At 61.3% G+C, this 24,135-nt stretch carries 19 protein-coding genes; 11 read left to right on the top strand and 8 right to left on the bottom strand.

Annotated elements, in window-relative coordinates; all coding sequences use genetic code 11:
• Positions 1-181: 181 nt before the first annotated feature.
• The 4 genes from folM (at position 182) to ACJ8HT_RS06860 (ending at position 4,540) form a co-directional block, all read left to right on the top strand.
• Complete coding sequence (gene folM / locus ACJ8HT_RS06845; RefSeq protein ID WP_060418637.1) at positions 182-904, top strand: dihydromonapterin reductase; 723 nt, start codon at positions 182-184, stop codon at positions 902-904.
• Between the two features lie 75 nt (positions 905-979).
• Positions 980-1,705 (top strand): two-component system response regulator RstA, encoded by a 726-nt coding sequence (gene rstA, locus ACJ8HT_RS06850; RefSeq protein WP_197652905.1) that lies wholly within the window; start codon positions 980-982, stop codon positions 1,703-1,705.
• Complete coding sequence (rstB, locus tag ACJ8HT_RS06855; RefSeq protein ID WP_049198288.1) at positions 1,702-3,006, top strand: two-component system sensor histidine kinase RstB; 1,305 nt, start codon at positions 1,702-1,704, stop codon at positions 3,004-3,006. Before rstA ends, rstB begins: the two co-directional genes overlap by 4 nt.
• A gap of 34 nt (positions 3,007-3,040) precedes the next feature.
• Positions 3,041-4,540: a carboxypeptidase M32 gene (locus tag ACJ8HT_RS06860; RefSeq protein WP_197652906.1), complete on the top strand. Its 1,500-nt coding sequence runs from the start codon at positions 3,041-3,043 to the stop codon at positions 4,538-4,540.
• A 168-nt stretch (positions 4,541-4,708) separates the two neighbouring features.
• On the opposite strand, the gene ACJ8HT_RS06865 is transcribed toward ACJ8HT_RS06860, so the two are convergent.
• Positions 4,709-5,614 carry an alpha/beta fold hydrolase gene (locus ACJ8HT_RS06865; RefSeq protein ID WP_194572265.1) on the bottom strand — a complete coding sequence of 302 codons (906 nt, stop codon included), beginning with the start codon at positions 5,612-5,614 and terminating at the stop codon, positions 4,709-4,711.
• A 185-nt stretch (positions 5,615-5,799) separates the two neighbouring features.
• Between ACJ8HT_RS06865 and asr the strand changes: the two genes are divergently transcribed.
• Both asr and ACJ8HT_RS06875 read left to right on the top strand, forming a co-directional pair.
• Positions 5,800-6,075 (top strand): acid resistance repetitive basic protein Asr, encoded by a 276-nt coding sequence (asr, locus tag ACJ8HT_RS06870; RefSeq protein WP_025302975.1) that lies wholly within the window; start codon positions 5,800-5,802, stop codon positions 6,073-6,075.
• A 294-nt stretch (positions 6,076-6,369) separates the two neighbouring features.
• Complete coding sequence (locus tag ACJ8HT_RS06875) at positions 6,370-7,182, top strand: trypsin-like serine peptidase (RefSeq protein WP_197652907.1); 813 nt, start codon at positions 6,370-6,372, stop codon at positions 7,180-7,182.
• A gap of 38 nt (positions 7,183-7,220) precedes the next feature.
• Here ACJ8HT_RS06875 and ACJ8HT_RS06880 read toward each other — a convergent pair whose 3' ends face one another.
• The gene (locus ACJ8HT_RS06880) at positions 7,221-7,997 is read right to left on the bottom strand and encodes an AraC family transcriptional regulator (protein ID WP_060418628.1); all 777 of its coding nucleotides are present in this window, start codon (positions 7,995-7,997) and stop codon (positions 7,221-7,223) included.
• 101 nt (positions 7,998-8,098) lie between these two features.
• Here ACJ8HT_RS06880 and ACJ8HT_RS06885 point away from each other — a divergent pair, with 101 nt between their 5' ends.
• A complete protein-coding gene (locus ACJ8HT_RS06885) occupies positions 8,099-9,256 on the top strand; it encodes an MFS transporter (RefSeq protein WP_197652908.1) in 1,158 nt (385 codons plus the stop codon).
• Here ACJ8HT_RS06885 and hrpA read toward each other — a convergent pair.
• A complete protein-coding gene (gene hrpA / locus ACJ8HT_RS06890) occupies positions 9,234-13,121 on the bottom strand; it encodes an ATP-dependent RNA helicase HrpA (protein ID WP_197652909.1) in 3,888 nt (1,295 codons plus the stop codon). The two genes, ACJ8HT_RS06885 and hrpA, sit on opposite strands and share 23 nt — an antisense overlap.
• Before the next feature lie 269 nt (positions 13,122-13,390).
• Here hrpA and azoR point away from each other — a divergent pair, with 269 nt between their 5' ends.
• On the top strand, positions 13,391-13,996 hold the full coding sequence (gene azoR / locus ACJ8HT_RS06895; RefSeq protein WP_019452650.1) for an FMN-dependent NADH-azoreductase: 606 nt from the start codon (positions 13,391-13,393) through the stop codon (positions 13,994-13,996).
• A gap of 97 nt (positions 13,997-14,093) precedes the next feature.
• Here the strand turns inward: azoR and ACJ8HT_RS06900 are convergent, their stop codons facing one another.
• Genes ACJ8HT_RS06900 through ACJ8HT_RS06910 form a run of 3 tightly spaced genes read right to left on the bottom strand, consistent with a single transcriptional unit; the run spans position 14,094 to position 17,232 of the window.
• On the bottom strand, positions 14,094-14,417 hold the full coding sequence (locus ACJ8HT_RS06900) for a YdbL family protein (protein ID WP_126179477.1): 324 nt from the start codon (positions 14,415-14,417) through the stop codon (positions 14,094-14,096).
• An 8-nt stretch (positions 14,418-14,425) separates the two neighbouring features.
• Positions 14,426-14,623 carry a YnbE family lipoprotein gene (locus tag ACJ8HT_RS06905; RefSeq protein ID WP_197652910.1) on the bottom strand — a complete coding sequence of 66 codons (198 nt, stop codon included), beginning with the start codon at positions 14,621-14,623 and terminating at the stop codon, positions 14,426-14,428.
• Positions 14,620-17,232, bottom strand: coding sequence for a YdbH family protein (locus ACJ8HT_RS06910; protein WP_197652911.1), 2,613 nt, complete (start codon positions 17,230-17,232; stop codon positions 14,620-14,622). The genes ACJ8HT_RS06905 and ACJ8HT_RS06910 overlap by 4 nt, the downstream gene beginning before the upstream one ends.
• A 468-nt stretch (positions 17,233-17,700) precedes the next feature.
• Between ACJ8HT_RS06910 and ACJ8HT_RS06915 the strand changes: the two genes are divergently transcribed.
• Complete coding sequence (locus ACJ8HT_RS06915; protein ID WP_194572258.1) at positions 17,701-18,693, top strand: 2-hydroxyacid dehydrogenase; 993 nt, start codon at positions 17,701-17,703, stop codon at positions 18,691-18,693.
• A 50-nt stretch (positions 18,694-18,743) separates the two neighbouring features.
• On the top strand, positions 18,744-19,172 hold the full coding sequence (gene hslJ, locus ACJ8HT_RS06920) for a heat shock protein HslJ (RefSeq protein WP_194572257.1): 429 nt from the start codon (positions 18,744-18,746) through the stop codon (positions 19,170-19,172).
• A gap of 29 nt (positions 19,173-19,201) precedes the next feature.
• On the opposite strand, the gene ACJ8HT_RS06925 is transcribed toward hslJ, so the two are convergent.
• Complete coding sequence (locus ACJ8HT_RS06925; protein ID WP_197652912.1) at positions 19,202-19,456, bottom strand: DUF333 domain-containing protein; 255 nt, start codon at positions 19,454-19,456, stop codon at positions 19,202-19,204.
• A gap of 499 nt (positions 19,457-19,955) precedes the next feature.
• Positions 19,956-20,288, bottom strand: a complete 333-nt coding sequence (ssmE, locus tag ACJ8HT_RS06930; protein WP_004930487.1) for a multidrug efflux SMR transporter SsmE — start codon at positions 20,286-20,288, stop codon at positions 19,956-19,958.
• A 238-nt stretch (positions 20,289-20,526) separates the two neighbouring features.
• Here ssmE and nifJ point away from each other — a divergent pair, with 238 nt between their 5' ends.
• Positions 20,527-24,060, top strand: coding sequence for a pyruvate:ferredoxin (flavodoxin) oxidoreductase (nifJ, locus tag ACJ8HT_RS06935; protein ID WP_197652913.1), 3,534 nt, complete (start codon positions 20,527-20,529; stop codon positions 24,058-24,060).
• Positions 24,061-24,135: the final 75 nt, after the last annotated feature.

The following is a 24,135-nucleotide window of genomic DNA, read 5'->3' on the forward strand; positions in this document are numbered from 1 at the left end:
CTCATTCCTCTCATGGCCAGTGTTAACCCGTGGTCTTTCAAGCCGCCGCCGGGCGGCAACCTGAAATGCATTGGGGATCTTACATCCAGAAATGGATAATCATGCGAAGCTTTAACGACTTTCCGCCGTATAATGGCATAATTCCCCTATTGTTTGCCAGTCTGTCCAGGAGCTTTAATCAATGGAACACCCCAACTCTGCCCCGGTGCTGATTACCGGCGGCGCGCGGCGCATCGGGCTGGCGCTCGCCAAAGCGTTTCTCGAGCGCGGCGTTCCCGTCATCATCGCCTATCGCAGCGAATATCCGGCGATGGCCGAGTTGAAAACCTTGGGCGCCTGCTGCATTCAGGGCGACTTTTCCACGCACGAAGGCATCTACCTTTTCGCCGACCGGGTGCGGCAGGTGGCACCCAAACTGCGCGCGGTGATCCACAACGCCAGCGCCTGGCAGGCCGAGTCGCCGGAGGTGCCGCCGGAGCAGGTAATGGCGGCGATGCTGCAGATTCACGTCTATACGCCCTATTTGCTCAATCAACTGCTCGAATCCTGCCTGACCGGCCAGGGCCAGGCCGGTGCCGACATCATCCATCTGACCGACTACGTGGTGGAAAAAGGCAGCGACAAACACATCGCCTATGCCGCCAGCAAGGCCGCGCTGGACAATATGACCCGTTCGTTTGCCCGCAAGCTGGCGCCGGAGGTCAAGGTCAACGCCATCGCGCCGGCGCTGATCATCTTCAATGCGGGCGACGATGAAGCCTATCGCCAGCAGGCGTTGGCGAAGTCGCTGATGAAGGTCGCGCCGGGCGAGAGCGAAGTGGTCAACCTGGTGAACTACCTGCTGGAGAGCCGCTACGTGACCGGCCGCACCCACGGCGTCGACGGCGGGCGGCCGCTGCGCTGACGCAAAGATCCGCATGGCGCATCCTCGCGGGCCGCGCTATGCTGAAATCCGCTTTTCTTATTAAAACACGGGCATATGCATAAAATTGTTTTTGTGGAAGACGATCCTGAAGTCGGCAAACTGATCGCCGCCTATCTGGGCAAACACGACATCGAGGTGCTGATCGAGCCGCGCGGCGACAGCGCGCAAGCGCGCATCGAGCTCGAGCAACCCGATTTGGTGCTGCTGGACATCATGCTGCCCGGCAAAGACGGCATGACGCTGTGCCGCGATCTGCGCCCCACCTTCCCCGGCCCGATCGTGCTGCTCACCTCGCTCGACAGCGACATGAACCATATCCTGTCGCTGGAGATGGGCGCCAACGACTATATCCTGAAAACCACACCGCCGGCGGTGTTGCTGGCTCGCCTGCGTTTGCACCTGCGCCAACACAGCCAGCAGCCGAAAGAAGAGTCGGTTCAGCCACTCACCCAGCACAACGCGCTGCATTTCGGGCTGTTGTGCATCGATCCGGTCAACCGTCAGGTCACGCTGGGCGAAGAAACCGTCACCCTGTCCACCTCGGATTTCGATTTGCTGTGGGAACTGGCTACCCACGCCGGGCAGATCATGGATCGCGAGGCGCTGCTGCAAAACCTGCGCGGCGTGAGCTATGACGGTATGGACCGCAGCATCGACGTGGCGATCTCCCGCCTGCGCCGCAAGCTGTACGACAATGCGCTGGAGCCGTTCCGTATCAAGACCGTGCGCAATAAAGGTTATCTGTTCGCCCCTAACGCCTGGGCATCGGTGCAACAATGAGAAAACTTTTCGTCCAGTTCTTCCTGTTGCTGTTCGTCTGTTTTCTGGTGATGGCGATGCTGGTCGGCCTGGTGTACAAAGTGACCGCCGAGCGCGCCGGCCGCCAGTCGATGGACGACCTGATGAAAAGTTCGCTGTACCTGATGCGCAGCGAGCTGCGCGAAATCCCGCTGAAGGACTGGAACAAGACCATCGCCACGCTGGATCTCAACCTGTCGTTCAAGCTGCATATCGAGCCGCTCGGCAAACAGGCGCTGAGCGAGGATCTGAAAAAACGGCTGCGGCTGGGGGAAATCATCGCCCTCGACGATCAGTACACCTTTATGCAGCGCATTCCGCGCAGCCACTACGTGTTGGTGGTCGGCCCCATTCCTTATCTGTTCTATCTGCATCAGATGCGCCTGCTGGATCTGGTGTTGCTGGTGTTTATCGGCATGTCGCTGGCGCTGCCGGTGTTTCTGTGGATGCGGCCGCACTGGCAAGACCTGCTCAAGCTGGAAAACGCCGCCCAGCGGCTCGGCGCCGGGCATCTGGATGAACGTACCCACTTCGATCCCACCTCCAGCCTGAGCCGGCTCGGCGTGGCGTTCAACCAGATGGCCGACAACGTCAACACCCTGATCGCCAGCAAGAAACAGCTGATCGACGGCATCGCCCACGAGCTGCGCACGCCGCTGGTGCGCCTGCGTTACCGGCTCGAAATGAGCGATAACCTGTCCGAAAGCGAGCAGCAGGCGCTGAACCGCGATATCGGCCAGCTGGAGTCGCTGATCGACGAGCTGCTGACCTATGCCCGTCTGGACCGTCCGCAGGTTGCGTTAAACATTGAACCCATCGATCTGCCAAAGTGGCTCGAGGACAAGGTCGATGATATCCGTCTTATTCATCAGGAACGCGACATCCAGCTCGATATCCCGCACGTCGGCGACTTCGGCGGCGTCGATCTGCGCCTGATGGAGCGCGTGCTCGACAACCTGGTCAACAACGCGCTGCGCTATTCCGAACAGCGTCTGCGCGTGGGCCTGTGGTTTGACGGCGACCTCGCCTGCTTGCAGGTCGAGGATGACGGGCCGGGCATCCCGCCGGAAGAGCGCGAACGGGTGTTTGAACCTTTCGTCCGTCTCGACCCCAGCCGCGATCGCGCTACCGGCGGCTGCGGGTTGGGGCTGGCCATCGTCCATTCCATCGCCGTCGCCTACCAGGGACAGGTGTTCGTCGAAGGCAGTTCGCTCGGCGGCGCCAGCTTCCGTTTCTGCTGGCCGGTGAAGCCGACATTCAGTTTAAAAGCCGATCTGGCGTAATACCGCCGGACCTTCTCATTGGAGCCGAATAATAATGACATCTGCACATTCCAACACGTCTGCTTACGATCACCTGCGCGCCCTGTTCAGCCGGCTGTCGCGTTTCGGCCACCTGTCCGCCATCGCCGGCTGGGACATGCAAACCATGATGCCGCCGGGCGGCAGCAAGGCGCGCTCCGAAGCGCTGGCCGAGCTGAGCGTGCTGCAGCACCAGATTTTAACGGCACAAAGCACCGGCGAGCTGTTGGATCGCGCACAGCAAGAGACGCTGGACGAACTCGATCGCGCCAACCTGCGCGAAATGCGCCGCCAATATGAAGACGCCGTGCTGCTGCCGGCGTCGCTGGTCGAAGCCAAGTCGCTCGCCGGCGCGCGCTGTGAACACGCCTGGCGCGCCCAGCGCCCGGCCAACGATTGGGACGGCTTCGTCGAGAACCTGCGCGAGGTGGTCAAGCTCAGTCGGGAAGAGGCGCAGATCCGCGCACAGGCGGCCGGCACCAGCCGTTACGACGCCCTGCTCAACCTGTATGAACCGGGCATGCGCAGCAGCGATCTCGACCGCATCTTCGGCGATCTGAAAACCTGGCTGCCGGATCTGCTGCAGCGCGTGGTGGCCAAACAGGCCAATGAGCCTTGCCAGACGCCGCAGGGCCCGTTCAATGTGGACACCCAGCGCCAACTGAGCCTCAGCGTGATGAAACTGCTCGGTTTCAACTTCGACAACGGCCGCGTTGACGTCAGCGCCCACCCGTTCTGCGGCGGCGTGCCGGAAGATGTGCGCATCACCACCCGTTACAACGAGAAAGAGTTTTTGACCGCGCTGCTCGGCATCGTGCATGAAACCGGCCACGCCCGCTACGAGCAGAACCTGCCGCGCGATCTGCTCGGCCAGCCGGTCGCCCTGGCCCGTTCCACCGCTATCCACGAATCGCAGAGCCTGCTGTTCGAAATGCAGCTGGCGCGCGGCAATGAATTCCTGAAAATCTTGCGTCCGCTGGTGACCGCGCAGTTTGGCGAACAGCCGCCGCTGGAAGAAGCCAACTTCATTCGCCTCAACCAGCGCGTTAAACCGGGCCTGATCCGCGTCGACGCCGACGAGGTGAGCTATCCTGCCCACGTCATCCTGCGCTACGAAATTGAAAAAGCGCTGATCGAAGGCGATATCGAAGTGGAAGACATTCCGGCGCTGTGGAATGAGAAGATGCATGCTTACCTCGGCCTCGACACCATCGGCAACTACCGCAACGGCTGCATGCAGGATATTCACTGGACCGACGGCGCTTTCGGCTACTTCCCGACGTACACGCTCGGCGCGATGTACGCCGCGCAGCTGTTCCACAGCGTGCGTCAGGCCCTGCCTTCTCTCGGCGAGGACATCGCCGCCGGCAACCTGCAGCCGCTGTTCCACTGGTTGCAGCATAACATCTGGCGCCACGGCAGCCGTTTCCCGACCGAGACGCTGATCGCCAACGCGACCGGCGAAGCGCTCAACCCACGCTACTTCCGTCAGCATTTGGAAAACCGCTACCTGTAATCTCCTCTGGCGCGGCCCTGCCGCGCCCTTTTCCCGCCTGTATGACCGGATAATGCTTCATAACGCACGTTCTGTGCCGACATCGCCTTGGCTACAGAGTGGCGGATGGCCACTCTGTATCAGTATGTTGTAACTAAAATAGCAAAAAAACGCCGGCGTTCCGGCCTCTCATCCCAGCGCATGACGGGCGATCATCGCTGCCAGCTGCGGCCTCAACGGGGCCGGCAGGTCATGCCCCATGCCCGGCATAATATGCAATCTGGCGTTGGCGACCGCGCGGGCGATCGCTACTCCCCCCGCCTTGCGCACCAGCCGATCGCGATCGCCGTGAATGACCAGCGTCGGCGCGGCAATGCGCCGGCTGTAGCGACGCAGATCGCCGCTGCCGAGCAACGCGGAAAGTTGCCGCTGCATGCCTTCCGGATCTACGCCCCGCTTCAACAGCCGATGCACCAACGCATCCAGCTCCGCCTCCTCCGGCGGGTAAAACCGGGTGCCGAGCGCGCGCATGAAGGTTTTCATTCCCTCGTGGCGCTGCTGCAGCGTCAAATCGGCCGCAGGCCGGCGCACCAACAGCCGCAGCAGCGAAGGTGCCGGCGGCGGCAACAGCGGCTGATTGGTGCTGGAGAACAAGATGCACAACGAGGCGACACGCTGCGGATAGTCGGCGGCCAGCACCTGGGCGATCATCCCCCCCATCGAAGCGCCCAGTACGTGAGCCCGTGGGATGCGCAAGTGATCGAGCAGATGCGTCGCGTCCGCCGCCATGTCCGCCAGGGTATAAGGCACCGGCGTTTGCCAACCGAGCTGGGCGCGCAGCATCAGCAGCCACAACGGCTGCGTGCGTTGCGCCTGCGTTTTGCCGGAAAGGCCGACGTCTCGGTTGTCATAACGGATCACCCGAAATCCCTTCTCCACCAGGGCGCGGCAGAAATCGTCAGGCCACAGCAGAAGCTGCGCGCCGATGCCCATGATGAGCAGCAGCGGCGGGTGCGCCTCATCGCCCCAATCCTCATAGGCCAGCGGCACCTCGCCCTGTTCAGTCACGCCACAGCGAATCGTTATCTCGTTCATTTTAAATCCCTTTTATCGCGCCTGGTGGTCATTATAGCAGCCATCCCCCTTGCCGCCGCCGCCCTGTACATTAGGTTACAAGCCGAAACCAATCACTCACGGAAAGCCGGGCGCCGTTTGCCTACTATCATCTCAACGGCCCCGCAGTGGGGTTGATACCCAAAAGTCATGTTGAGGATTCTGCGATGAAAAAAGTATTAGCTCTGGTTGTTGCCGCTGCAATGGGTCTGTCTTCCGTGGCTTTCGCTGCCGAGGCTGCCACCACCGCACCTGCGGCTACCGCAACCACCGCCACCGCTGCGCCGGCTAAAGCTCAGGTGAAACACCACGGCAAGAAAGCCCCGGTTCAGAAAGCTCAGGCGGCCAAAAAGCATCACAAAAAAGCCGGTAAGAAAGCCCCGGCTCAAAAAGCCCAGGCGGCTAAAAAGCACCACAAGAAAGCCAGCCACAAAAAAGCGTAATGACGTGAGGGTCCCCTCACCGCTTCAGGCTTGACGTGTACGACACCCGGTTCGCCGGGTGTTTTTTCATCAGGGGGTTCTCATTGATGCTGCGCCGCTACCTGTTCGAGATCGTTCTGACCGCCCTGATCCTTTGTGGACTGATCGCCGTCTTTTTTTACCTGTAGCCTGCCGCGTCGCCGGCGGGAAATTATTGAAAAATCAATTATTGCCCATCCACATGGCTGCTAAATCAGTCTATAGTTAGCATTCAGTGTGTTTATGGATGATCCGTATTTGTCAGGCAAGAGATCTATGCGCATATCCGTTTTACTGTTGCTGTGCTCACTCCCGCTCATCGCTGCTCAGGCGGCACGCGCCGACGGCCCGTCCAAGGCCGAGCAAACGCGTCTGTTTTTCGGCAAAGATGAACGAATCAAGGTCACGGATACCGCCGCCCAGCCGTGGCAGGCCATCGGCCAGGTCGAAACCGCCAGCGGCAATCTGTGCACCGCCACGCTGATCTCCCCGCACCTGGCGCTGACCGCCGGCCACTGCGTACTGGCGCCGCCCGGGCAACTGGATAAAGCCATCGCTTTGCGCTTCGTGGCAGGCAATAAATCCTGGCAGTATCAAACCGGCAATATCGAGACCCTGGTCGACAGCAAGCTGGGCAAAAAGCTGAAGCCGGACGGTGATGGCTGGATCGTGCCGCCCGCCGCCGCCGCCTATGATTTTGCGCTGATCCGGCTGAAAGACAAAAAGCCGTTGCCGATCGCACCGTTGCCGCTGTGGCAAGGCGACAGCAAGGCGCTGACCCAGGCTCTGAAACAGGCCAAACGGCTGATTACTCAGGCGGGTTACCCGGAAGATCATCTGGATGACCTTTACAGCCACCAAAACTGCAAGGTGACCGGCTGGGCCCAGCAAGGCGTACTGTCGCACCAATGTGATACCCTGCCCGGCGACAGCGGTTCACCGCTGCTATTGAAAACCGCCGACGGCTGGCAGCTGATCGCCATCCAAAGTTCGGCGCCGGCAGCGAAAGATCGCTATCGTGCCGATAACCGCGCCCTGGCAGTGCCCGGCATCCGCGAAGCGCTGGACGCCCTGGCCGCAGGCAAATAATCCTCTCTCAGCGGCGCATTATGCGCCGTTGTGCTTTTTCACCCCCCTTGCATATAGCGCCGCGGCGTGGTGCCGGTGAACTGACGGAAAAAGGCGATAAACGCGCTGTCGCTGGAAAACCCCAACCGCTGCGCCACCGCGCTGACCGACGGCAACGTCGCCAGCAGTTCGATCGCGCGCATCAACCGCCACTGCTGGCACCACTGCTGATAGCTCAGGCCGGTTTCCCGCACAAACAGCCGCGTCAACGTTTTGGCGTGCAGATTCAAGCGCTGCGCCAACGCCGCCAACCCCGGCAACTCGTCACTCTCCGGCAACGTGGCCAGCCAGGCGGCAAGACGCCTATCCTGCGGCAGCCGCAGCTGGGTATTCTCGCGCTGCGCCTCGCTCAGCTCATTGATCAGCACCGCCAGCAAATCGCGCGCCTGGGGCTGCGCCAACGCAGAGTCCAGCGGCCAGTGCGCGATGCGCTCGACGATCGCCGCCAACAGCGGGTTCACCGCCAGCACCGCAGCCTGTGGCGGCATGGCGGCGGTCAGCGCCGGATCGAAATACAGCGAGCGATACGCGACGCGGCCGCGCAGCTGCACCCGATGCGCAATGCCGCCCGGTATCCAGACGCCGCGCGTCGGCGGCAGAATCAGCCACTGCTGCGCCAACGTGACCGTCATGCACCCCTGCGGCGCATACAGCAGCTGCGAGCGCTGATGCCAATGCAGCCCGGAGTCGTGCTCCGCCAGTTCGGCCGCAATGCCGAGCACCGGCGCCGGCAGCCGATCCGGGTCGAACGGGTGATGCTGTTGAATCAGCGCCATCAAATTGTCCTATATCCGTTGTTTTTTGTCCGAATGATTGTAATCGAACAAAATGTCGCTCCCTATACTGGCCGCATTAACTTTTAGGGAGAATGTGCATCATGCAACGCTTATCTTTACCGCTGCTCGTCACCGCCATCATGACGCCGCAGATCCTGGAAACGCTGTACAGCCCGGCGCTTACCGCCATCCGCAGCGATTTCGGCATCAGCGCCGCGCAGGCCGGGCAGACGTTATCCATCTATTTCTTCGCCTTCGCCCTCGGCGTCGCCTTTTGGGGAGCCTTCTGCGATCGGTTCGGCCGCCGTCCGGCGATGCTGGCCGGCCTGGCGCTCTATCTGGTCGGCGCCGGCATCGCGCTGCTGAGCGGCAGCTTCACGCTGTTGCTGGCCGCCCGTGCACTGATCGCCTTCGGTGCCGCGGTCGGTTCAATCGTCACGCAAACCATGCTGCGTGACGTCTATCAAGGCCCGGCGCTGGGGCACATGTTCGCGTTGGTCGGCATCGCGCTTTCCATCAGCCCGCTGCTGGGAATGCTTGCCGGCGGCGCGCTGGTCGCCTGGGGCGGCAGCGCGGCGATCTTCATCGCACAGGCGGCCTGGGCGCTGGCGCTGCTGCTGTGGAGCTACGGCACATTGCCGGAAACGCGGCAGCGGCAGACCGCAACGGCCGCCGCACCGGGCATTGCCCTGACGACGATGTTGCGCGATCGGCACATCTGGTGTTCGGCACTGCTGGTCGCCAGCTTCAATATCATGGTGTTCAGCTACTTCAGCCTGGCGCCGTTCATGTTCGAAAGGCTGGGGTTGAGCAGCCAGCAGTTTGGCTACTCGGGCGTGATGCTGGCGCTGGGCAGCCTGGCGGGAGCGCTGTTGAACCGCCACCTGCTGGCGCGCGGCGTCAGCGCCAAGCGTCAGATCCTGCTGGGCGGGTTGCTGGCGGTGGCCAGCGGCGTGGCATTGTTCTGGTGGCAACACAGCCTGTGGATGCTGCTTCCCTGCGCGCTGGTGATGCTGGCGTTCGGGTTGGCTATCCCGAATGTGCTGAGCCAGGCGCTGACCCGCTACCGGCAGCAACTCGGCACTGCCGGCGCGTTATTCGGGCTGCTGTACTATCTGCTGATCGGCCTGGGGTTGACGATCGCGGCACGCGGGCAGGATTTGGCCGCCACGCTGCTGCTGTGCGGCCTGTTGAGCCTGTGGTGTGCCGGCCGCTTGCCGGCCGGCGCACCTGAGCTTAGCCCGAAAGCTGCTCGATAGTTTGCAAAATGCGCTTGTCGGAGATCGGGTAAGGCGTACCCAACTGCTGCGCAAACAGGCTGACGCGCAGCTCTTCGATCATCCAACGCACCGCTTTCACCTCTTCCTCCTGCTGTCGCTTCGGCGGCAGCTTGTTCAGCCACTGCTGCCAGGCCTGCTGCACCTGTTCCACCCGCAGCATCTGCGCGCGATCGCGGTGCGGATCGATAGCCAGTTTTTCCAACCGACGCTCGATCGCCTGCAGGTAACGCAGCGTGTCCGGCAGGCGTTTCCAGCCGTTGCCGGTCACGAAACCGCGGTAGACCAACCCGCCGAGCTGGGTCTTGATGTCCGACAGCGCCAGCGCCAACGACATGTCCACCCGGCCTTTCAGCCGTTTGTTGATGTTGAAGACCGCTGTCAGGATCTGCTCAACCTGCTTGGCCACCTCGACGACCGTGTCGTTCAGCTCGGCGCGGATCTGTTCCTGCAGGCGGGCAAAGCCTTCCTCTTGCCAGACCGGGCCGCCGTGTTCGGCGATCAGCTTATCGATGCCACACGAAATGCAGTCGTCGATCAGCTCCAGCACCTTGCCGTACGGATTGAAATAGAGCCCCAGCTTGGCCTTGTTCGGCAGCTTTTCATGCAGATATTTGATCGGCGAAGGAATATTCAGCAACAGCAGGCGGCGCGTGCCCTGCCACATCGCCTGTTGCTGCTCGCTTTCGCTGTCGAACAGGCGGATCGCCACGCTGTCCTTTTCATCCACCAGCGCCGGGTAAGCCTTCATCGAATAGCCGCCGCGCTTCTGCTCGTAAAACGCCGGCAGTTGGCCAAAGCTCCAGACATGCAGATTGCTCTGCTCCAGCCCGTCGTCGGCCACCGCCGACAGCGTCTCCTGCACCTTCTCTTTCAGCTGCAGGCGCAACGCGGCCAGGTCTTTGCCTTCGCGCAGCGTCTGGTTTTTCTCGCCCACCACGCGGAAGGTCATCTTCAGGTGATCGGGCACCTGATCCCACTGCCAATCATCACGTGACACGGTCACGCCGGTCATGCGCCGCAGCTCGCGCTCCAGCGCGTCCAGCAGCGGCAATTCCAGCGCAGTGACGCGGCCAAGGAACGCCTCGGCGTAGTTCGGTGCCGGCACGAAGTTGCGGCGCACCGGCTTCGGCAGCGATTTGATCAGCGCAATCACCAGCTCGCGGCGGATGCCGGGGATCTGCCATTCGAAGCCCTGCTCCTCCACCTGGTTGAGGATCGGCAACGGAATGTGCACCGTCACGCCGTCGGCGTCGGTGCCCGGCTCGAACTGGTAGCTCAGCCGCAGCTTGAGGTTGCCCTGATGCCAGAAATTCGGGTAGTCGAGCGCGCTGATCTTGTTGGCGCCGTCCTTGATCAGCATCTCTTTTTCGAAGTTCAGCAGGTCCGGCTGCTGTTTGGCCGCGCTCTTCCACCAGCTGTCGAAATGACGGCCGGAAACCACGTCGTTGGGGATGCGGCGATCGTAGAAGCCGAACAGCGTTTCGTCGTCCACCAGAATGTCGCGGCGGCGCGATTTATGCTCCAGCTCTTCCACCTCGGCGCGGAGCTTTTGGTTGTCGCGGAAGAAGGCGTGGCGCGTCTGCCAGTCGCCCTCCACCAGCGCATGGCGGATAAACAGCTCGCGGCACAGCAGCGGATCGATGGCGCCGTAATTGACCTGGCGCGCCGCGACGATCGGCAGACCGAACAACGTGACTTTTTCGCTGGCCATCACCGCCCCCTGCGATTTCGACCAGTGCGGCTCGCTGTAGCTGTGTTTCACCAGGTGCTGAGCCAGCGGCTCAATCCATTCCGGTTCAATGCGCGCGGCGATGCGCCCCCACAGGCGGCTGGTTTCCACCAGTTCGGCCACCATGGTCCACTTCGGCGGCTTCTTGAACAGGCCGGAGCCGGGGAAGATCGAGAAGCGGGCGTTGCGCGCGCCGGTAAATTCCTGCTTGTCCGCATCCTTCTGGCCAATGTGCGACAGCAAGCCGGTCAGCAACGCGGTGTGCACGCTGCGGTAGTCGGAAGGCGTGCTGTTGATCGGCAGCCCCAGCTCTTTCACCACCTGGCGTAGCTGGGTATAGATATCCTGCCACTCGCGCACCCGCAGGTAGTTGAGGAAATCGTTGCGGCACAGCCGGCGGAACTGGCTGGAAGAATTCGCCTTTTGCTGCTCCTGCAGATAATCCCACAGGTTGACGAACGCCAGGAAGTCCGAGTCCTTGTCGGCAAAGCGGCGGTGTTTTTCATCCGAGGCCTGCTGCTTGTCCATCGGGCGCTCACGCGGATCCTGAATCGACAGCGCGGCGGTGATGATCATCACCTCGCGCACGCTGCCGCTCTTCTGCGCCTCCAGCACCATGCGCGCCAGACGCGGGTCGATCGGCAACTGCGCCAGCTGGCGGCCCTGCGGCGTCAACTGATAGTGGCCGTTATCGGCGGTGGTGATCGCCCCCAGTTCTTCCAGCAGGCGCACGCCATCCTGAATATTACGCTTGTCCGGTGCCTCGACGAACGGAAACGCGGCGATGTCGCCCAGCCCCAGCGAGGTCATCTGCAGAATGACCGACGCCAGGTTGGTGCGCAGAATTTCCGGATCGGTAAACGCCGGCCGTGACAGGAAGTCCTGCTCGGAGTACAGACGGATGCACACCCCTTCCGACACGCGGCCGCAGCGCCCTTTACGCTGGTTGGCGGAGGCCTGCGACACCGGTTCGATCGGCAGGCGCTGCACCTTGGTGCGGAAACTGTAGCGGCTGATGCGCGCGGTGCCCGGATCGATAACATACTTGATGCCCGGCACCGTCAGCGAGGTTTCCGCCACGTTGGTGGCCAGCACGATGCGCCGGCCGTGGTGCGACTGGAACACCCGGTTCTGCTCGCTGTTCGACAGGCGTGCATACAGCGGCAGCACTTCGGTGTGCGGCAGATTGAGGCGGTTCAGGGCGTCGGCGGTATCGCGGATCTCGCGCTCGCCGCTCATGAAGATCAGAATATCGCCCGGACCTTCGCGCCCAAGCTCATCCACCGCATCGAAAATCGCCTGCAGCTGATCGCGATCGGTATCGTCGCCGTCGTCGACCACCGGGCGGTAGCGCACCTCCACCGGGTAGGTGCGGCCGGAAACCTCGATGATCGGCGCATTGTTGAAATGGCGCGAGAAGCGCTGCGGATCGATGGTCGCCGAGGTGATGATCACCTTCAGATCCGGGCGCTTCGGCAACAGTTCGCGCAGGTAGCCGAGAATAAAGTCGATATTGAGGCTGCGCTCGTGCGCTTCATCGATGATCAGCGTGTCGTACTGCATCAGCAGGCGGTCCTGCTGAATTTCCGCCAGCAAGATACCGTCGGTCATCAGCTTGACCAGGGTATTTTCCCCCACCTGATCGTTGAAGCGCACCTTGTAGCCGACGCTGCCGCCGAGCGGGGTTTCCAGCTCGTCGGCGATGCGGTTGGCAACGGTGCGCGCCGCCAGGCGGCGCGGCTGGGTATGGCCGATCAGCCCTTTCACCCCGCGCCCCAGTTCCAGACAGATCTTCGGCAGCTGGGTGGTTTTCCCCGAGCCGGTTTCCCCGGCGACGATCACCACCTGGTGATCGCGAATGGCGTTTAAAATGTCCTGCTTTTTTTGGCTGACCGGCAGGCTTTCCGGATAGGTAATGCGCGGGCAAGACGCGGCGCGCGTCTGCACTTTTTGCCGCGCCGCCGCGATGTCGCTTTCTACTTCGGCGGCAACCGCCAGCTGGGCATCGGGATTTTTGATTTTTCGTGCGCCCTGCAGGCGACGACGCAGGCGTTGTTGATCGCGGAGCATCAGCTCACCCAGTTGGGCCGGCAGTGCCTCGAGCGGAGATTTCACGTTCGGTGTTCCTTGTTTCTTCGCCGCCAAGGCCAGGCTTAGCAACGGTTTGGTGTTTTTTTAGCGATTTTTTTACTTTAGCCGCACAGCCTATCACAAACGGCTTTCTCCCCCTACTTCCGCGAGTAAAGCGTCGCCATGTCATTCAATAAAATCGAACGAAGATCTCGAAATATTGCGCTATCACTGTTGGGGGAATGTGAATAGCATGTACTTCATGCAAGGGACGCTGAGTCCTGATGTCACTGTCACAACGTAAGGAATTATCGATGAGCAAAGTATTGGTTCTGAAATCAAGCATCCTGGCGACCTACTCTCAGTCTAACCAACTGGCCGATTTCTTCGTAGAGCAATGGAGCAACGCCCACAGCGGCGACACCATCACCGTACGCGATCTGGCCGCGCAGCCAATCCCGGTGCTGGACGGTGAGCTGGTCGGCGCGCTGCGTCCTTCCGATGCTCCGTTGACCCCGCGTCAACAAGAAGCGCTGGCCCTGTCGGACGAGCTGATCGCCGAGCTGCAGGCCAATGACGTCATCGTGATTGCCGCACCGATGTACAACTTCAACATCCCGACCCAGCTGAAAAACTATTTCGACCTGGTTGCCCGCGCCGGCGTTACCTTCCGCTACACCGAAAACGGTCCGGAAGGCCTGGTGAAAAACAAACGCGCCGTGATCCTGACCAGCCGCGGCGGCATCCATAAAGGCACCCCAACCGACCTGGTAGAACCTTACCTGCGTCTGTTCCTGGGCTTCATCGGCATCACCGACGTGGAGTTCGTCTTCGCGGAAGGCATCGCCTACGGCCCGGAAGTGGCGACCAAAGCCCAGGAAGACGCCAAGGCGGCCCTGTCTCAGGTGGTTGCTGCCTAAGCCCCTGCCGGACAAGACTCCAGTCCTGTCAAACCCGCACTACCCTCATAATAATCATCTATCCGTATCTCTTGGCGCGCCAGACGGCGCGCTTTTTTTATTTCTTCAGCCACTGGCCGTTGATGCCGCGTACATACTCGCCGCTCTGCGCCCGCGTCACCAGCTTCTGCCCGGCCATGCGCGCCACTTCGTCGACCGCGATATGGTTGCCGTCCGCCACTTCCTGATACTTCTCGGCGCGGCCGGCGTTGATGCGCTTCACCAGCGCCAGCGTTTCCGCGTCCTGCTTCACCGGCGCAATGTAGCCGCTCAGGGTTTCGCCTACCCGCCCTTGCTGCTTCGCCTCATCCAGCGTCAGCGCCATCGCCACGCTGCTGAACAACCAGGCGGCGCCGGCCAGCCACAAATAACGTTTTTTCATGTCGGCTCCTAGAACAGACCGCTTTGGGTTTTCAGCAGGTTTTCGACGTCCTTATCCACCTTGATATGAATTTCATGCTCGATCTTGACGTTCATATTGATGGTGATCGGATCCTTCGGCGTCGCCACCTCGATGCGCGGCACGCAGCTGCTCAGCAGCGAAACGCACAGCACCGCTGCCAGCGCCGGCACACTCATGATTTTCATTGTTGTTCCCCAGGTTGTGAGAGGGCCTGCTCCAGCCACTCCTGTAAATTGTCGCCGAAGCGCAAACTGCGCCACAGCTGAAACACGTTTTCCTGATGGCGATAGTTCAGGATCACCTCGCGCTTGGCGCTCTTCTGCGGATTGATGCCGTCGATGCGCGCGCTCAACGTCAGCTCGCCCAGGTTGTCGAGATCGACCCGGGCGTGCGAACGGTTGATTTCCATGTAGCGCAGCCAGTCGATCGCCGCGCCGGTCGCCAGGTTGTTGCTGCCGATGGCGTCGGCCATGTCTTTGTCCAGCCGCAGCGTCAGGGTGCCGGCATTGGCGATCCAGCCGTTTTGCACCAGCCATTTCGGGTGGTTCAGGAACAGCGGCAGCTCGCCGTCGACGCGGCCGGACATGGCGAACTGCTTCGGTTTCAGGGCGGTGAACAGCGCGCTGAGATCGACCTTGTCCAGCTTCAGCACCGCGGCGTCATGCTGCGGCAACCGCAGCGCCGACAGGCTGATATGCCCGTTGAGCATGTCCACGCCGACGTTGCTCAACGTCAGCGGCTGCCTTTCGCTGTAGGGATAAGTGCCCTGCAGATCGGCGGAAATGTTCTGCATCTCGAACAGGTTGGTGAAGGACTTGATGCGCAGCGATACCGGCTGTTTGGTACCCAGCAGCCACTGATGCTGCTTGAACCGGTACGACAGGATGAAATCCAGACCGCTCATTTCGCCGTCCTTCAGCCACATGCCGCCGTTTTTCACCACCCAGTGGCCGCCGGCTTCGAAGCCCTGCTCGCGGGCGGCGGAAAACGCCGACTGCGCATAAAACTCGCCCTCGCGCAGCGTGAGATTGAGATCCGGCGCGAGCAGCGGCTGGAAGACCTTCAGCGACTGTTTCGGCCACCAGCCTTCGCCACGCAGGCGTTCACCGTCCCAGCGGCCGCGCAGCGCGATCGGCCCGATCTGCTGCGCCTGCAGTTTGCCCTGCAGCTGGAAACTGTCCGGCGAACGGCCGTTCAGCTGCAGCGCCAGCACCGGCGCCGGCAGATGGCCGCCATCGCTGAAGCTGACCTTATCCGCCGCCAGCTGCAGCTCGCCGTTGAACTGCGGGTTTTGTTCATCGCGCCGCCAGCGCAGCGGTTGGTTGAGGCTCAGGCGCGGCGCGGCGACCGTCACCAGACCGTATTTCAATTTGTCGAAGCCGGTGGAGAGTTTGTCGAGCACCAGCTCGCTGTCCTGCCAGCGGCCACTGCCGGCAACGTCCCAGGCGGCCTGCAGCGGCGGCAACCGGCCATTGCCCCAGTAGCGCCACTGCCAGTCACCCTTGTCCGGCCAGAAATCCTGCGCCTGGCCGTCCAGGTGCAGCTTGAAGCGCCCCCAATAACTGTCGCTGGCGCTCAAAATCGCCTGCAGGCGGCCGGTGATACCGGCGGCGGTCACCTTCACGCCCGCCAGCGGTAAACGCGCCTCCTCCAGCTTCATTTCCGACGTCACCTTGCCCCACAGGCGCAGGAGCGACCCCGGCTGCAGCACCAGCGTCGGATTAAGAATGCTGCCGCCAATCACGCCCGGAATCGACGCGGTGGTGGAGAAATCGGCCAGATTGGCCTGGCCGGTCAGCTGGAAGCGCAGATCGCTGTCGGTCAACCCTACCTTGCCCGGCCCGAGGGTGAGCACCGCATTGCCCTTGCCGTTGTGGCCGGCGGTGATCACGTTCAGCCGCGCGCTGATCTCCGTTTCATCCCACCCTTTGCTCCAGTCATGCAGCGCGATGTTCAGGCCGCCGTTCAACGGCTGCCCGCTGTACGGCCAACGCCACTCGCCCTGCTTGATGCTGAGCCGCTGCGGCGCGATTTCCCACGGCAACACCGCCAGCGGGCGATCGTCGCCTTTTTCGCTCACCGTCAACACGCCCTGCTGCTGCTGCCAGCGTATGTCCAGCAACACCGGTTTTTCCAGATAGGCGGTCTGCATTTCCCCCTGCAACGCCCCCTGCGTCGGCAGGCTGGCCAAATCCAGCGGAATGGTTATCTTGCCGGCGAGGTGCAGCGGTTGCGTGCTGTTGGGCGGGACAATGGTCAGACTTTGCAACGTCAGCTGCTGTTTTTCATCCAGCTGCGCCTCGGCGCTGAGATTCGGCCCCTGATAATGCAGGCGTTGCCCGTCAGGGCCGGAGGAAAGCTGCAGCTTGCCGGCGTAGCGCTGCCAGGGAATGAGCGTCAGATCATTAAGGGTGAGATCCAGCGACGGCAGCTCCCGCTGCAGCTGATCGAGCGCCAGCGGCGCGCTGTTGGCGTCGCCGCCCGGCAGTTTTGACAAACAGGCGCTGTCGACGCTGACCTTATCGCTCGACAGCTGCCAGCGGCCCTGGTGATAAGCCAGCCGCGTCGGCCCGACGTTGGCCAGCAGGCAATCTTGCGCGGTGAAACGCGCCCCCGCCAACGCCAGGCCGCCCTGACGCCAGTGCAAATTGCCCTGCAATTCCAACCGGCTCCCCGCCGGCAACCAATGCGATAACACTCCCGGCAGCCAGCGCGGCAGGGTTTGCCACAACGCCAATACCAGAATTGCGCAACCTGCCACCGTCCCTATGAATACTTTCAATCGCCTGGTCATTAAATGATTGCTTCGTTCCTGAGTTAGGCATTCGTTAAGTCTATGCCTGAATTGACAATAATGATGGCACGAATTTGACATAGGGTGAAGCTGAGTGCGGTTCCAGAAGCGATTTGCACCTTTTTGGCGCAAACGTGTGCGGGGTTGTAGATTTTCGTTACATATACATCACATAAATAGGACAGTTTTCAGACTTTTGTTATTGTCGTTACCGTTGATGATTAATAGTCTTGCAACCATTCTAATAAAAGTTTAGCTGCTAGCTAACTGTGTACTAGAGAAGCCATTCCCCACACCCCCGTGGGGATTTTTTTGCCGCCTGCCACCACCGTCGCCTTCCCTCAACCGTATCATGCCTCCGCAACTGCCCGGCAGCGGCCATATCGCCCGCGTCGCAAGGGGCTAACCAATTGTCGAATTTACTAAAATCTGTTAAATTGATCACAAAATCACGGTGGAGAAACCACGATGAAATTGGCGATATACAGTACTAAACAGTATGACCGTAAATATCTCGAACTGGTGAATCAGCAGTTTGGCTACGAGCTGGAATTCTTCGACTTTTTACTCAGTAAAAAAACCGCCAAAACGGCCGCCGGTTGCAAGGCGGTGTGCCTCTTCGTTAACGACGACGGCAGCCGTGAAGTGCTCGAAGAACTGGCGGCGCTGGGCGTCGAGATCCTCGCCCTGCGCTGCGCCGGTTTCAATAACGTCGATCTGGACGCCGCCAAAGAGCTGGGCATCAAAGTGGTGCGCGTGCCGGCCTATTCGCCGGAGGCCGTGGCAGAGCACGCGGTAGGCATGATGATGTGCCTGAATCGCCGTATTCACCGCGCCTATCAACGCACCCGCGACGCCAACTTCTCGCTGGAAGGGCTGATCGGCTTTAACATGCATAACCGCACCGCCGGGGTGATCGGCACCGGTAAAATCGGCGTAGCGACGATGCGCATTCTGAAAGGCTTTGGCATGAAGCTGCTGGCCTACGATCCCTTCCCGAGCGAACAGGCCCTGGAACTGGGCGCGGAGTATGTCGATCTGAAAACGCTGTACGCACAGTCCGACGTGATCACCCTGCACTGCCCGCTGACGCCGGAAAACCACCATCTGCTGAATGCCGACGCCTTCGCGATGATGAAAGACGGCGTGATGGTGATCAACACCAGCCGTGGCGCGCTGATCGACTCCACCGCCGCCATCGACGCGCTGAAGCAGCAGAAAATCGGCGCGCTGGGGATGGACGTTTACGAGAACGAACGCGATCTGTTCTTCGAAGACAAGTCGAACGACGTGATTCAGGACGACGTGTTCCGCCGCCTCTCGGCCTGCCACAACGTGCTGTTTACCGGCCATCAGGCCTTCCTGACCGAAGAGGCGCTGACCAGCATTTCTCAAACCACGCTGCAGAACATCAGCCAGTTGGAACGCGGCGAAGCCTGCCCGAATCAGTTGAACGCCTGAGCGTAACCTCGGGGCGCCCTTGCGGCGCCCTGTTTATTTGAGAGAACGCGATGAGAAAAACCACGGTAGTCGCCCTTGCGGCGCTGGCCTTAGCGGGGTGCAGCATGAAACCACACACGGCCGTCACGCCAGGCGATCTGTTGCATCACAACTTTGTGTTGCAGAGCGTGGATGGCGAAACGGCGAAACCACCGGCGGGCGGCGGCCTGCTCAATCTGGAGTTCGGCGAGAGCCTGCATGTCTCCGGCACGATGTGCAACCGCTTCTTCGGCCAGGGACAATTACGCGACGGCGTGCTGACGGTGAAACCGCTGGCCACGACACGCAGGCTTTGCCCTGATGAACAGCGCAACCGCTGGGATCGGGTGATCGGCACCGTGCTCGAAAACGGCGCCGAAGTGACGCTAAACGCCCAGCAGCTGACGCTCAACGGCAGCGGCCACACGCTTATCTATACCCTGCGCGATTGGGTGTATTGATCCTGCACGCCAGGCCTGGCGCCGCGGGCTTACCCGGCGCACCTGCCCAGGCCCAGCGTGCGTTCTTCGCACTGCTTGCCGTTCGGCATCTGGCACATGCGCAGCGCTTCACCGTTCAGGTTGTGCGCGATGGTGGTGACGCCGCCGACCGCCGCGCAACCGGCACTGGTCTGCAACGTATTGATTCTGGCACTGTTGCCCTGCTGTACTGGCTCTTCGTTATTGCTGCTGCAGGCGGCTAAAAGCAGCACGGCGCTGGCAAGCAGCCATTTTGATGTCGTCATTATCCCACTCCTGAACCCGGAACTGCGCTGTGTAAAATCGCCATTGCTGATAACGCGCGTCACTTGGCGGACACGTTTCGCTATCTTTGATGCAAACTTGTTTAATCTAGCTCGATATATAAATAATGAAAATATATTCCAGCCATTATTTGTCGTTTTTTTGCGCCGACGGGACATTTATTTTGTTTGCAGAATATTTCCGCACCGGCGCGCGGCGCCAAACGTGACGGCACCACCCGCTGCCAAGCCCCGCCCGGACGCAGAAAGTGATAACGTCACCGCGGCCGATGGGGCATTTTCTCCCGCAATATCGGTATTCATTATCTTCGCGTGCTTTCAGTATGACGGCGCATTTTTTGCTACCGGAGAGGAGGATATTTGCGTCTATGCTGACGGCGCTAAGTAATTAGCATTCCACTATTTTCAGTGAATGATGGCTGAATTCTTCAACCGGCGCGACTTGCTGTCACGCCGGGCTTTTTTCACATTAAAATAACACTCAGTGCACCGAGGCTTTGGACAGTAAATTAATCACCAGCACGCCGGCAATAATTAATCCCATGCCGACGATCGCCGGCCAATCCAATTTTTGCTGATAAACGAATACCGCGGCGACCGACACCAGCACGATGCCCATGCCCGACCAGATCGCATATACGATGCCCAGCGGCATGCTCTTGACCACCATCGACAGCCCCCAAAATGCCACGCCGTAGCCCAGCACCACTAGCAGCGACGGCCACAGGCGGGTAAAGCCTTCGGAGGCTTTCAACATGGTGGTGGCGATCACTTCCGCGACTATCGCCATCGTCAAATACATAAATGCGCTCATGGTTTTCTTCTGTCAGTTTGCCGATGCGCAATTATGACGCGCCGGCAATAAATTGTCTTTAAACGGTGAAAACAATTTATTGCCGCAGCCATACAATCGGCGAGGAAATACCCCTTTGACGATTTATCACCCGCCACACAAACACGATAAAGCCACGTTCAAACCCTCTGTTAGACTTTTTTCCATTACTGCGAAAGTGCGCTTTCGCGGCTTTGTGAGCAATGAAAAGGTAACGTCGATGATAACTACAGATGGTAATAATGCAGTCGCTTCCGTGGCCTATCGCACCAACGAAGTGATTGCCATCTACCCTATCACGCCGAGTTCCACCATGGCGGAACAGGCGGATGCCTGGTCCGGCGATGGCCGGCAAAACATCTGGGGCGACATCCCCCGGGTGGTGGAAATGCAGTCGGAAGGCGGCGCGATCGCCACCGTGCACGGCGCCTTGCAAACCGGCGCGCTGTCGACCTCATTCACCTCATCGCAGGGTCTGCTGTTGATGATCCCGACGCTGTACAAACTGGCCGGCGAGCTGACGCCGTTTGTGCTGCACGTCGCCGCGCGCACCGTGGCCACGCACGCGCTGTCTATCTTCGGCGACCATTCGGACGTGATGGCGGTGCGCCAGACCGGTTGCGCCATGCTGTGCGCCGGCAGCGTGCAGGAAGCGCAGGACTTCGCGCTGATCTCGCAGACCGCCACCCTCAACGCGCGCGTGCCGTTCATCCATTTCTTCGACGGGTTCCGCACCTCGCACGAAATCAACAAGATCGTACCGCTCAGCGACGATACGCTGCGGCAAATGCTGCCGCAGGCGGCGATCGACGCTCACCGCAGCCGGGCGCTGTCGCCGGATCATCCGGTGGTGCGCGGCACTTCCGCTAACCCGGACACCTATTTCCAGTCGCGTGAAGCCACCAACCCGTGGTATGACGCCACCGGCCAACACGTGATCGACGCCATGGAGGCCTTCGCCGCCCTCACCGGCCGCCACTATCGGCCGTTCGACTATTACGGCCACCCGCAGGCCGAGCGCGTGGTGGTGGTGATGGGATCCGCCGCTGGCACCTGCGAAGAGGTGATCGACACCCTGCTGACCCGCGGCGAGAAAGTCGGCGTGCTGAAGGTGCGGCTGTTCCGGCCATTCTCCGCCCAACATCTGCTCGGCGCGCTGCCGGACAGCGTGCGCAGCGTCGCGGTACTCGATCGCACCAAAGAACCGGGCGCGCTGGCCGAGCCGCTGTATCTGGACGTAATGACCGCGCTGGCGGAAGCCTACAGCCGGGGTGAACGCGCCACGCTGCCGCGGGTGATCGGCGGCCGTTACGGGCTGTCGTCGAAAGAGTTCGGCCCGGACTGCGCGCTGGCGGTGTTCCACGAGCTGGCCCAGCCGCAGCCGCGCCCGCGCTTTACCGTCGGCATCTTCGATGATGTCACCGGGCTTTCACTGCCGCTGAGCGACGAAATCCTGCCGCAGCGCGCCTCGCTGGAAGCCCTGTTCTACGGTTTGGGCAGCGACGGCTCGGTCTCGGCCACCAAGAACAACATCAAGATCATCGGCAACGCCACGCCGCTGTATGCCCAGGGCTATTTCGTCTACGACTCCAAAAAGGCCGGCGGCCTGACGGTGTCGCACCTGCGCGTCAGCGAGCAGCCGATCAACTCGGCCTACCTGGTCAGCCGCGCGGACTTCGTCGGCTGCCACCAGCTGCAATTTATCGATAAGTACCAAATGGTTGAACGCCTGAAGCCCGGCGGCACCTTCCTGCTCAATACCCCTTACGGCGCCGACGAGGTCTGGTCGCGCCTGCCGCAGGAGGTTCAGGCGCTGTTGCACCAACGCCAGGCGCGTTTCTATATCATCAACGCCGCCAAGCTGGCGCGCGAATGCCGGCTCGGCGCGCGCATCAACACCGTAATGCAGATGGCGTTTTTCCACCTGACGCAGATCCTGCCGAGCGACGTGGCGCTGCAACAGCTGCAAGACGCCATCGCCCGCAGCTACAGCAGCAAGGGTCAGGAGATCGTCGAGCGCAACTGGCAGGCGCTGGGTGCCACCCGCGCCGCGCTGACCGAGATCCCGCTGCAGCCGGTCGACGCCAGCAGCCCGATGCGCCCGCCGGTGGTCTCGGACGCCGCGCCGGACTTCGTCAAAACCGTCACCGCCGCGATGCTGGCCGGGCTGGGCGATGCGCTGCCGGTTTCCGCCTTCCCGCCGGACGGCACCTGGCCGGTGGGCACCACCCAATGGGAAAAGCGCAACATCGCCGAAGAGATCCCGGTATGGCAGCCCGACCTGTGCACCCAGTGCAACCACTGCGTCGCCGCCTGCCCGCACTCCGCCATTCGCGCCAAGGTGGTTCAGCCGGCGGAGATGGAGCACGCCCCCGCCTCCCTGCAGTCACTGGATGTCAAAGCGCGCGATATGCGCGGCCAGAAATACGTGCTGCAGGTAGCGCCGGAAGATTGCACCGGCTGTAACCTGTGCGTCGAGGTCTGCCCGGCGAAAGATCGCCAGAACCCGGAGATCAAGGCCATCAACATGGCTTCGCGCCTCGATAATCTGACTGCGGAGAAAGACAACTACGACTTCTTCCTGCAGCTGCCGGAAATCGATCCGACGCAGCTGGAGCGCATCGACATTCGCACTTCGCAGCTGATCACGCCGCTGTTCGAGTATTCCGGCGCCTGTTCCGGCTGCGGCGAAACGCCGTACATCAAGCTGTTGACCCAGCTCTATGGCGACCGTTTGCTGATCGCCAACGCCACCGGCTGTTCGTCGATCTACGGCGGCAACCTGCCGACCACGCCGTACACCACCAACGCCGAAGGGCGCGGGCCGGCGTGGGCCAACTCGCTGTTCGAAGACAACGCCGAATTTGGCCTGGGCTTCCGCCTGACGGTCGATCAACATCGTGCGCGGGTGCTGCGCCTGCTGAATTCGCTGGCGCCGCAGCTGCCGGATCGGTTGGTCAATGCCCTGCAGATGGACGACGTGGCGCCGGAGCCGCGCCGTAAGCAGATCGCCGAACTGCGCACGCTGTTGGCGAGTCTCGAAGGCGAAGACGCGCGCCAACTGGCGGCCGACGCCGACTACCTGGTGGATAAATCCATCTGGCTAATCGGCGGTGATGGTTGGGCCTACGACATCGGCTTCGGCGGTTTGGATCACGTGCTCAGCCTGACGGAAAACGTCAACGTGCTGGTGCTCGACACCCAATGTTACTCCAACACCGGCGGCCAGCAGTCGAAGGCCACGCCGCTCGGTGCGGTGACCAAGTTCGGTGAACACGGCAAGCGCAAGGCGCGCAAGGATTTGGGCGTCAGCATGATGATGTACGGCCATGTCTACGTCGCGCAGATCTCGCTGGGAGCGCAGCTTAACCAAACGGTGAAAGCGATTCAGGAGGCCGAAGCCTATCCGGGCCCGTCGCTGATCATCGCCTACAGCCCGTGCGAAGAGCACGGCTACGATCTGGCGCTCAGCCACGATCAGATGAAACAGCTGACCGCCACCGGCTTCTGGCCGCTGTACCGCTTCGATCCGCGCCGCAGCGCCGAAGGCAAGGCCGCATTGGCGCTTGACTCCCGGCCACCGAACAGCAGCCTGACGGAGACGCTGCTGAAAGAACAGCGTTTCCGTCGCCTGAACTCGCAGCAGCCGGAAGTGGCCAGCGCGCTGTACCAAGCCGCCGAGAAAGAGCTGAAGGAGAAATACGACTTCCTCAGCCTGCTGGCCGGCAAGGCGGAAAAATCCGCCACCGAGTAATCCCCTTCAGGGCGCGAGCGATTCGCGCCCTGTTTTTTACCGCTCGTGAAACGTTTACGGCAGAATTTACTTATC

The sequence above is a fragment of the Serratia sp. CY44782 genome, from assembly GCF_052168715.1.
GTDB lineage: Bacteria > Pseudomonadota > Gammaproteobacteria > Enterobacterales > Enterobacteriaceae > Serratia > Serratia nevei.

Excerpts from the sequence above, each read along its gene's own strand:
- hslJ (WP_194572257.1), top strand. The coding sequence starts at position 18,744 with ATGAGAAAAACCACGGTAGTCGCCCTTGCGGCGCTGGCCTTAGCGGGG.
- azoR (WP_019452650.1), top strand. The coding sequence starts at position 13,391 with ATGAGCAAAGTATTGGTTCTGAAATCAAGCATCCTGGCGACCTACTCT.
- nifJ (WP_197652913.1), top strand. The coding sequence starts at position 20,527 with ATGATAACTACAGATGGTAATAATGCAGTCGCTTCCGTGGCCTATCGC.
- rstB (WP_049198288.1), top strand. The coding sequence starts at position 1,702 with ATGAGAAAACTTTTCGTCCAGTTCTTCCTGTTGCTGTTCGTCTGTTTT.
- ssmE (WP_004930487.1), bottom strand. The coding sequence starts at position 20,288 with ATGAGCGCATTTATGTATTTGACGATGGCGATAGTCGCGGAAGTGATC.
- asr (WP_025302975.1), top strand. The coding sequence starts at position 5,800 with ATGAAAAAAGTATTAGCTCTGGTTGTTGCCGCTGCAATGGGTCTGTCT.
- rstA (WP_197652905.1), top strand. The coding sequence starts at position 980 with ATGCATAAAATTGTTTTTGTGGAAGACGATCCTGAAGTCGGCAAACTG.
- ACJ8HT_RS06880 (WP_060418628.1), bottom strand. The coding sequence starts at position 7,997 with ATGGCGCTGATTCAACAGCATCACCCGTTCGACCCGGATCGGCTGCCG.
- ACJ8HT_RS06885 (WP_197652908.1), top strand. The coding sequence starts at position 8,099 with ATGCAACGCTTATCTTTACCGCTGCTCGTCACCGCCATCATGACGCCG.
- ACJ8HT_RS06875 (WP_197652907.1), top strand. The coding sequence starts at position 6,370 with ATGCGCATATCCGTTTTACTGTTGCTGTGCTCACTCCCGCTCATCGCT.
- ACJ8HT_RS06905 (WP_197652910.1), bottom strand. The coding sequence starts at position 14,623 with ATGAAAATCATGAGTGTGCCGGCGCTGGCAGCGGTGCTGTGCGTTTCG.
- ACJ8HT_RS06860 (WP_197652906.1), top strand. The coding sequence starts at position 3,041 with ATGACATCTGCACATTCCAACACGTCTGCTTACGATCACCTGCGCGCC.
- folM (WP_060418637.1), top strand. The coding sequence starts at position 182 with ATGGAACACCCCAACTCTGCCCCGGTGCTGATTACCGGCGGCGCGCGG.
- ACJ8HT_RS06900 (WP_126179477.1), bottom strand. The coding sequence starts at position 14,417 with ATGAAAAAACGTTATTTGTGGCTGGCCGGCGCCGCCTGGTTGTTCAGC.
- ACJ8HT_RS06925 (WP_197652912.1), bottom strand. The coding sequence starts at position 19,456 with ATGACGACATCAAAATGGCTGCTTGCCAGCGCCGTGCTGCTTTTAGCC.
- ACJ8HT_RS06910 (WP_197652911.1), bottom strand. The coding sequence starts at position 17,232 with ATGACCAGGCGATTGAAAGTATTCATAGGGACGGTGGCAGGTTGCGCA.
- ACJ8HT_RS06865 (WP_194572265.1), bottom strand. The coding sequence starts at position 5,614 with ATGAACGAGATAACGATTCGCTGTGGCGTGACTGAACAGGGCGAGGTG.
- ACJ8HT_RS06915 (WP_194572258.1), top strand. The coding sequence starts at position 17,701 with ATGAAATTGGCGATATACAGTACTAAACAGTATGACCGTAAATATCTC.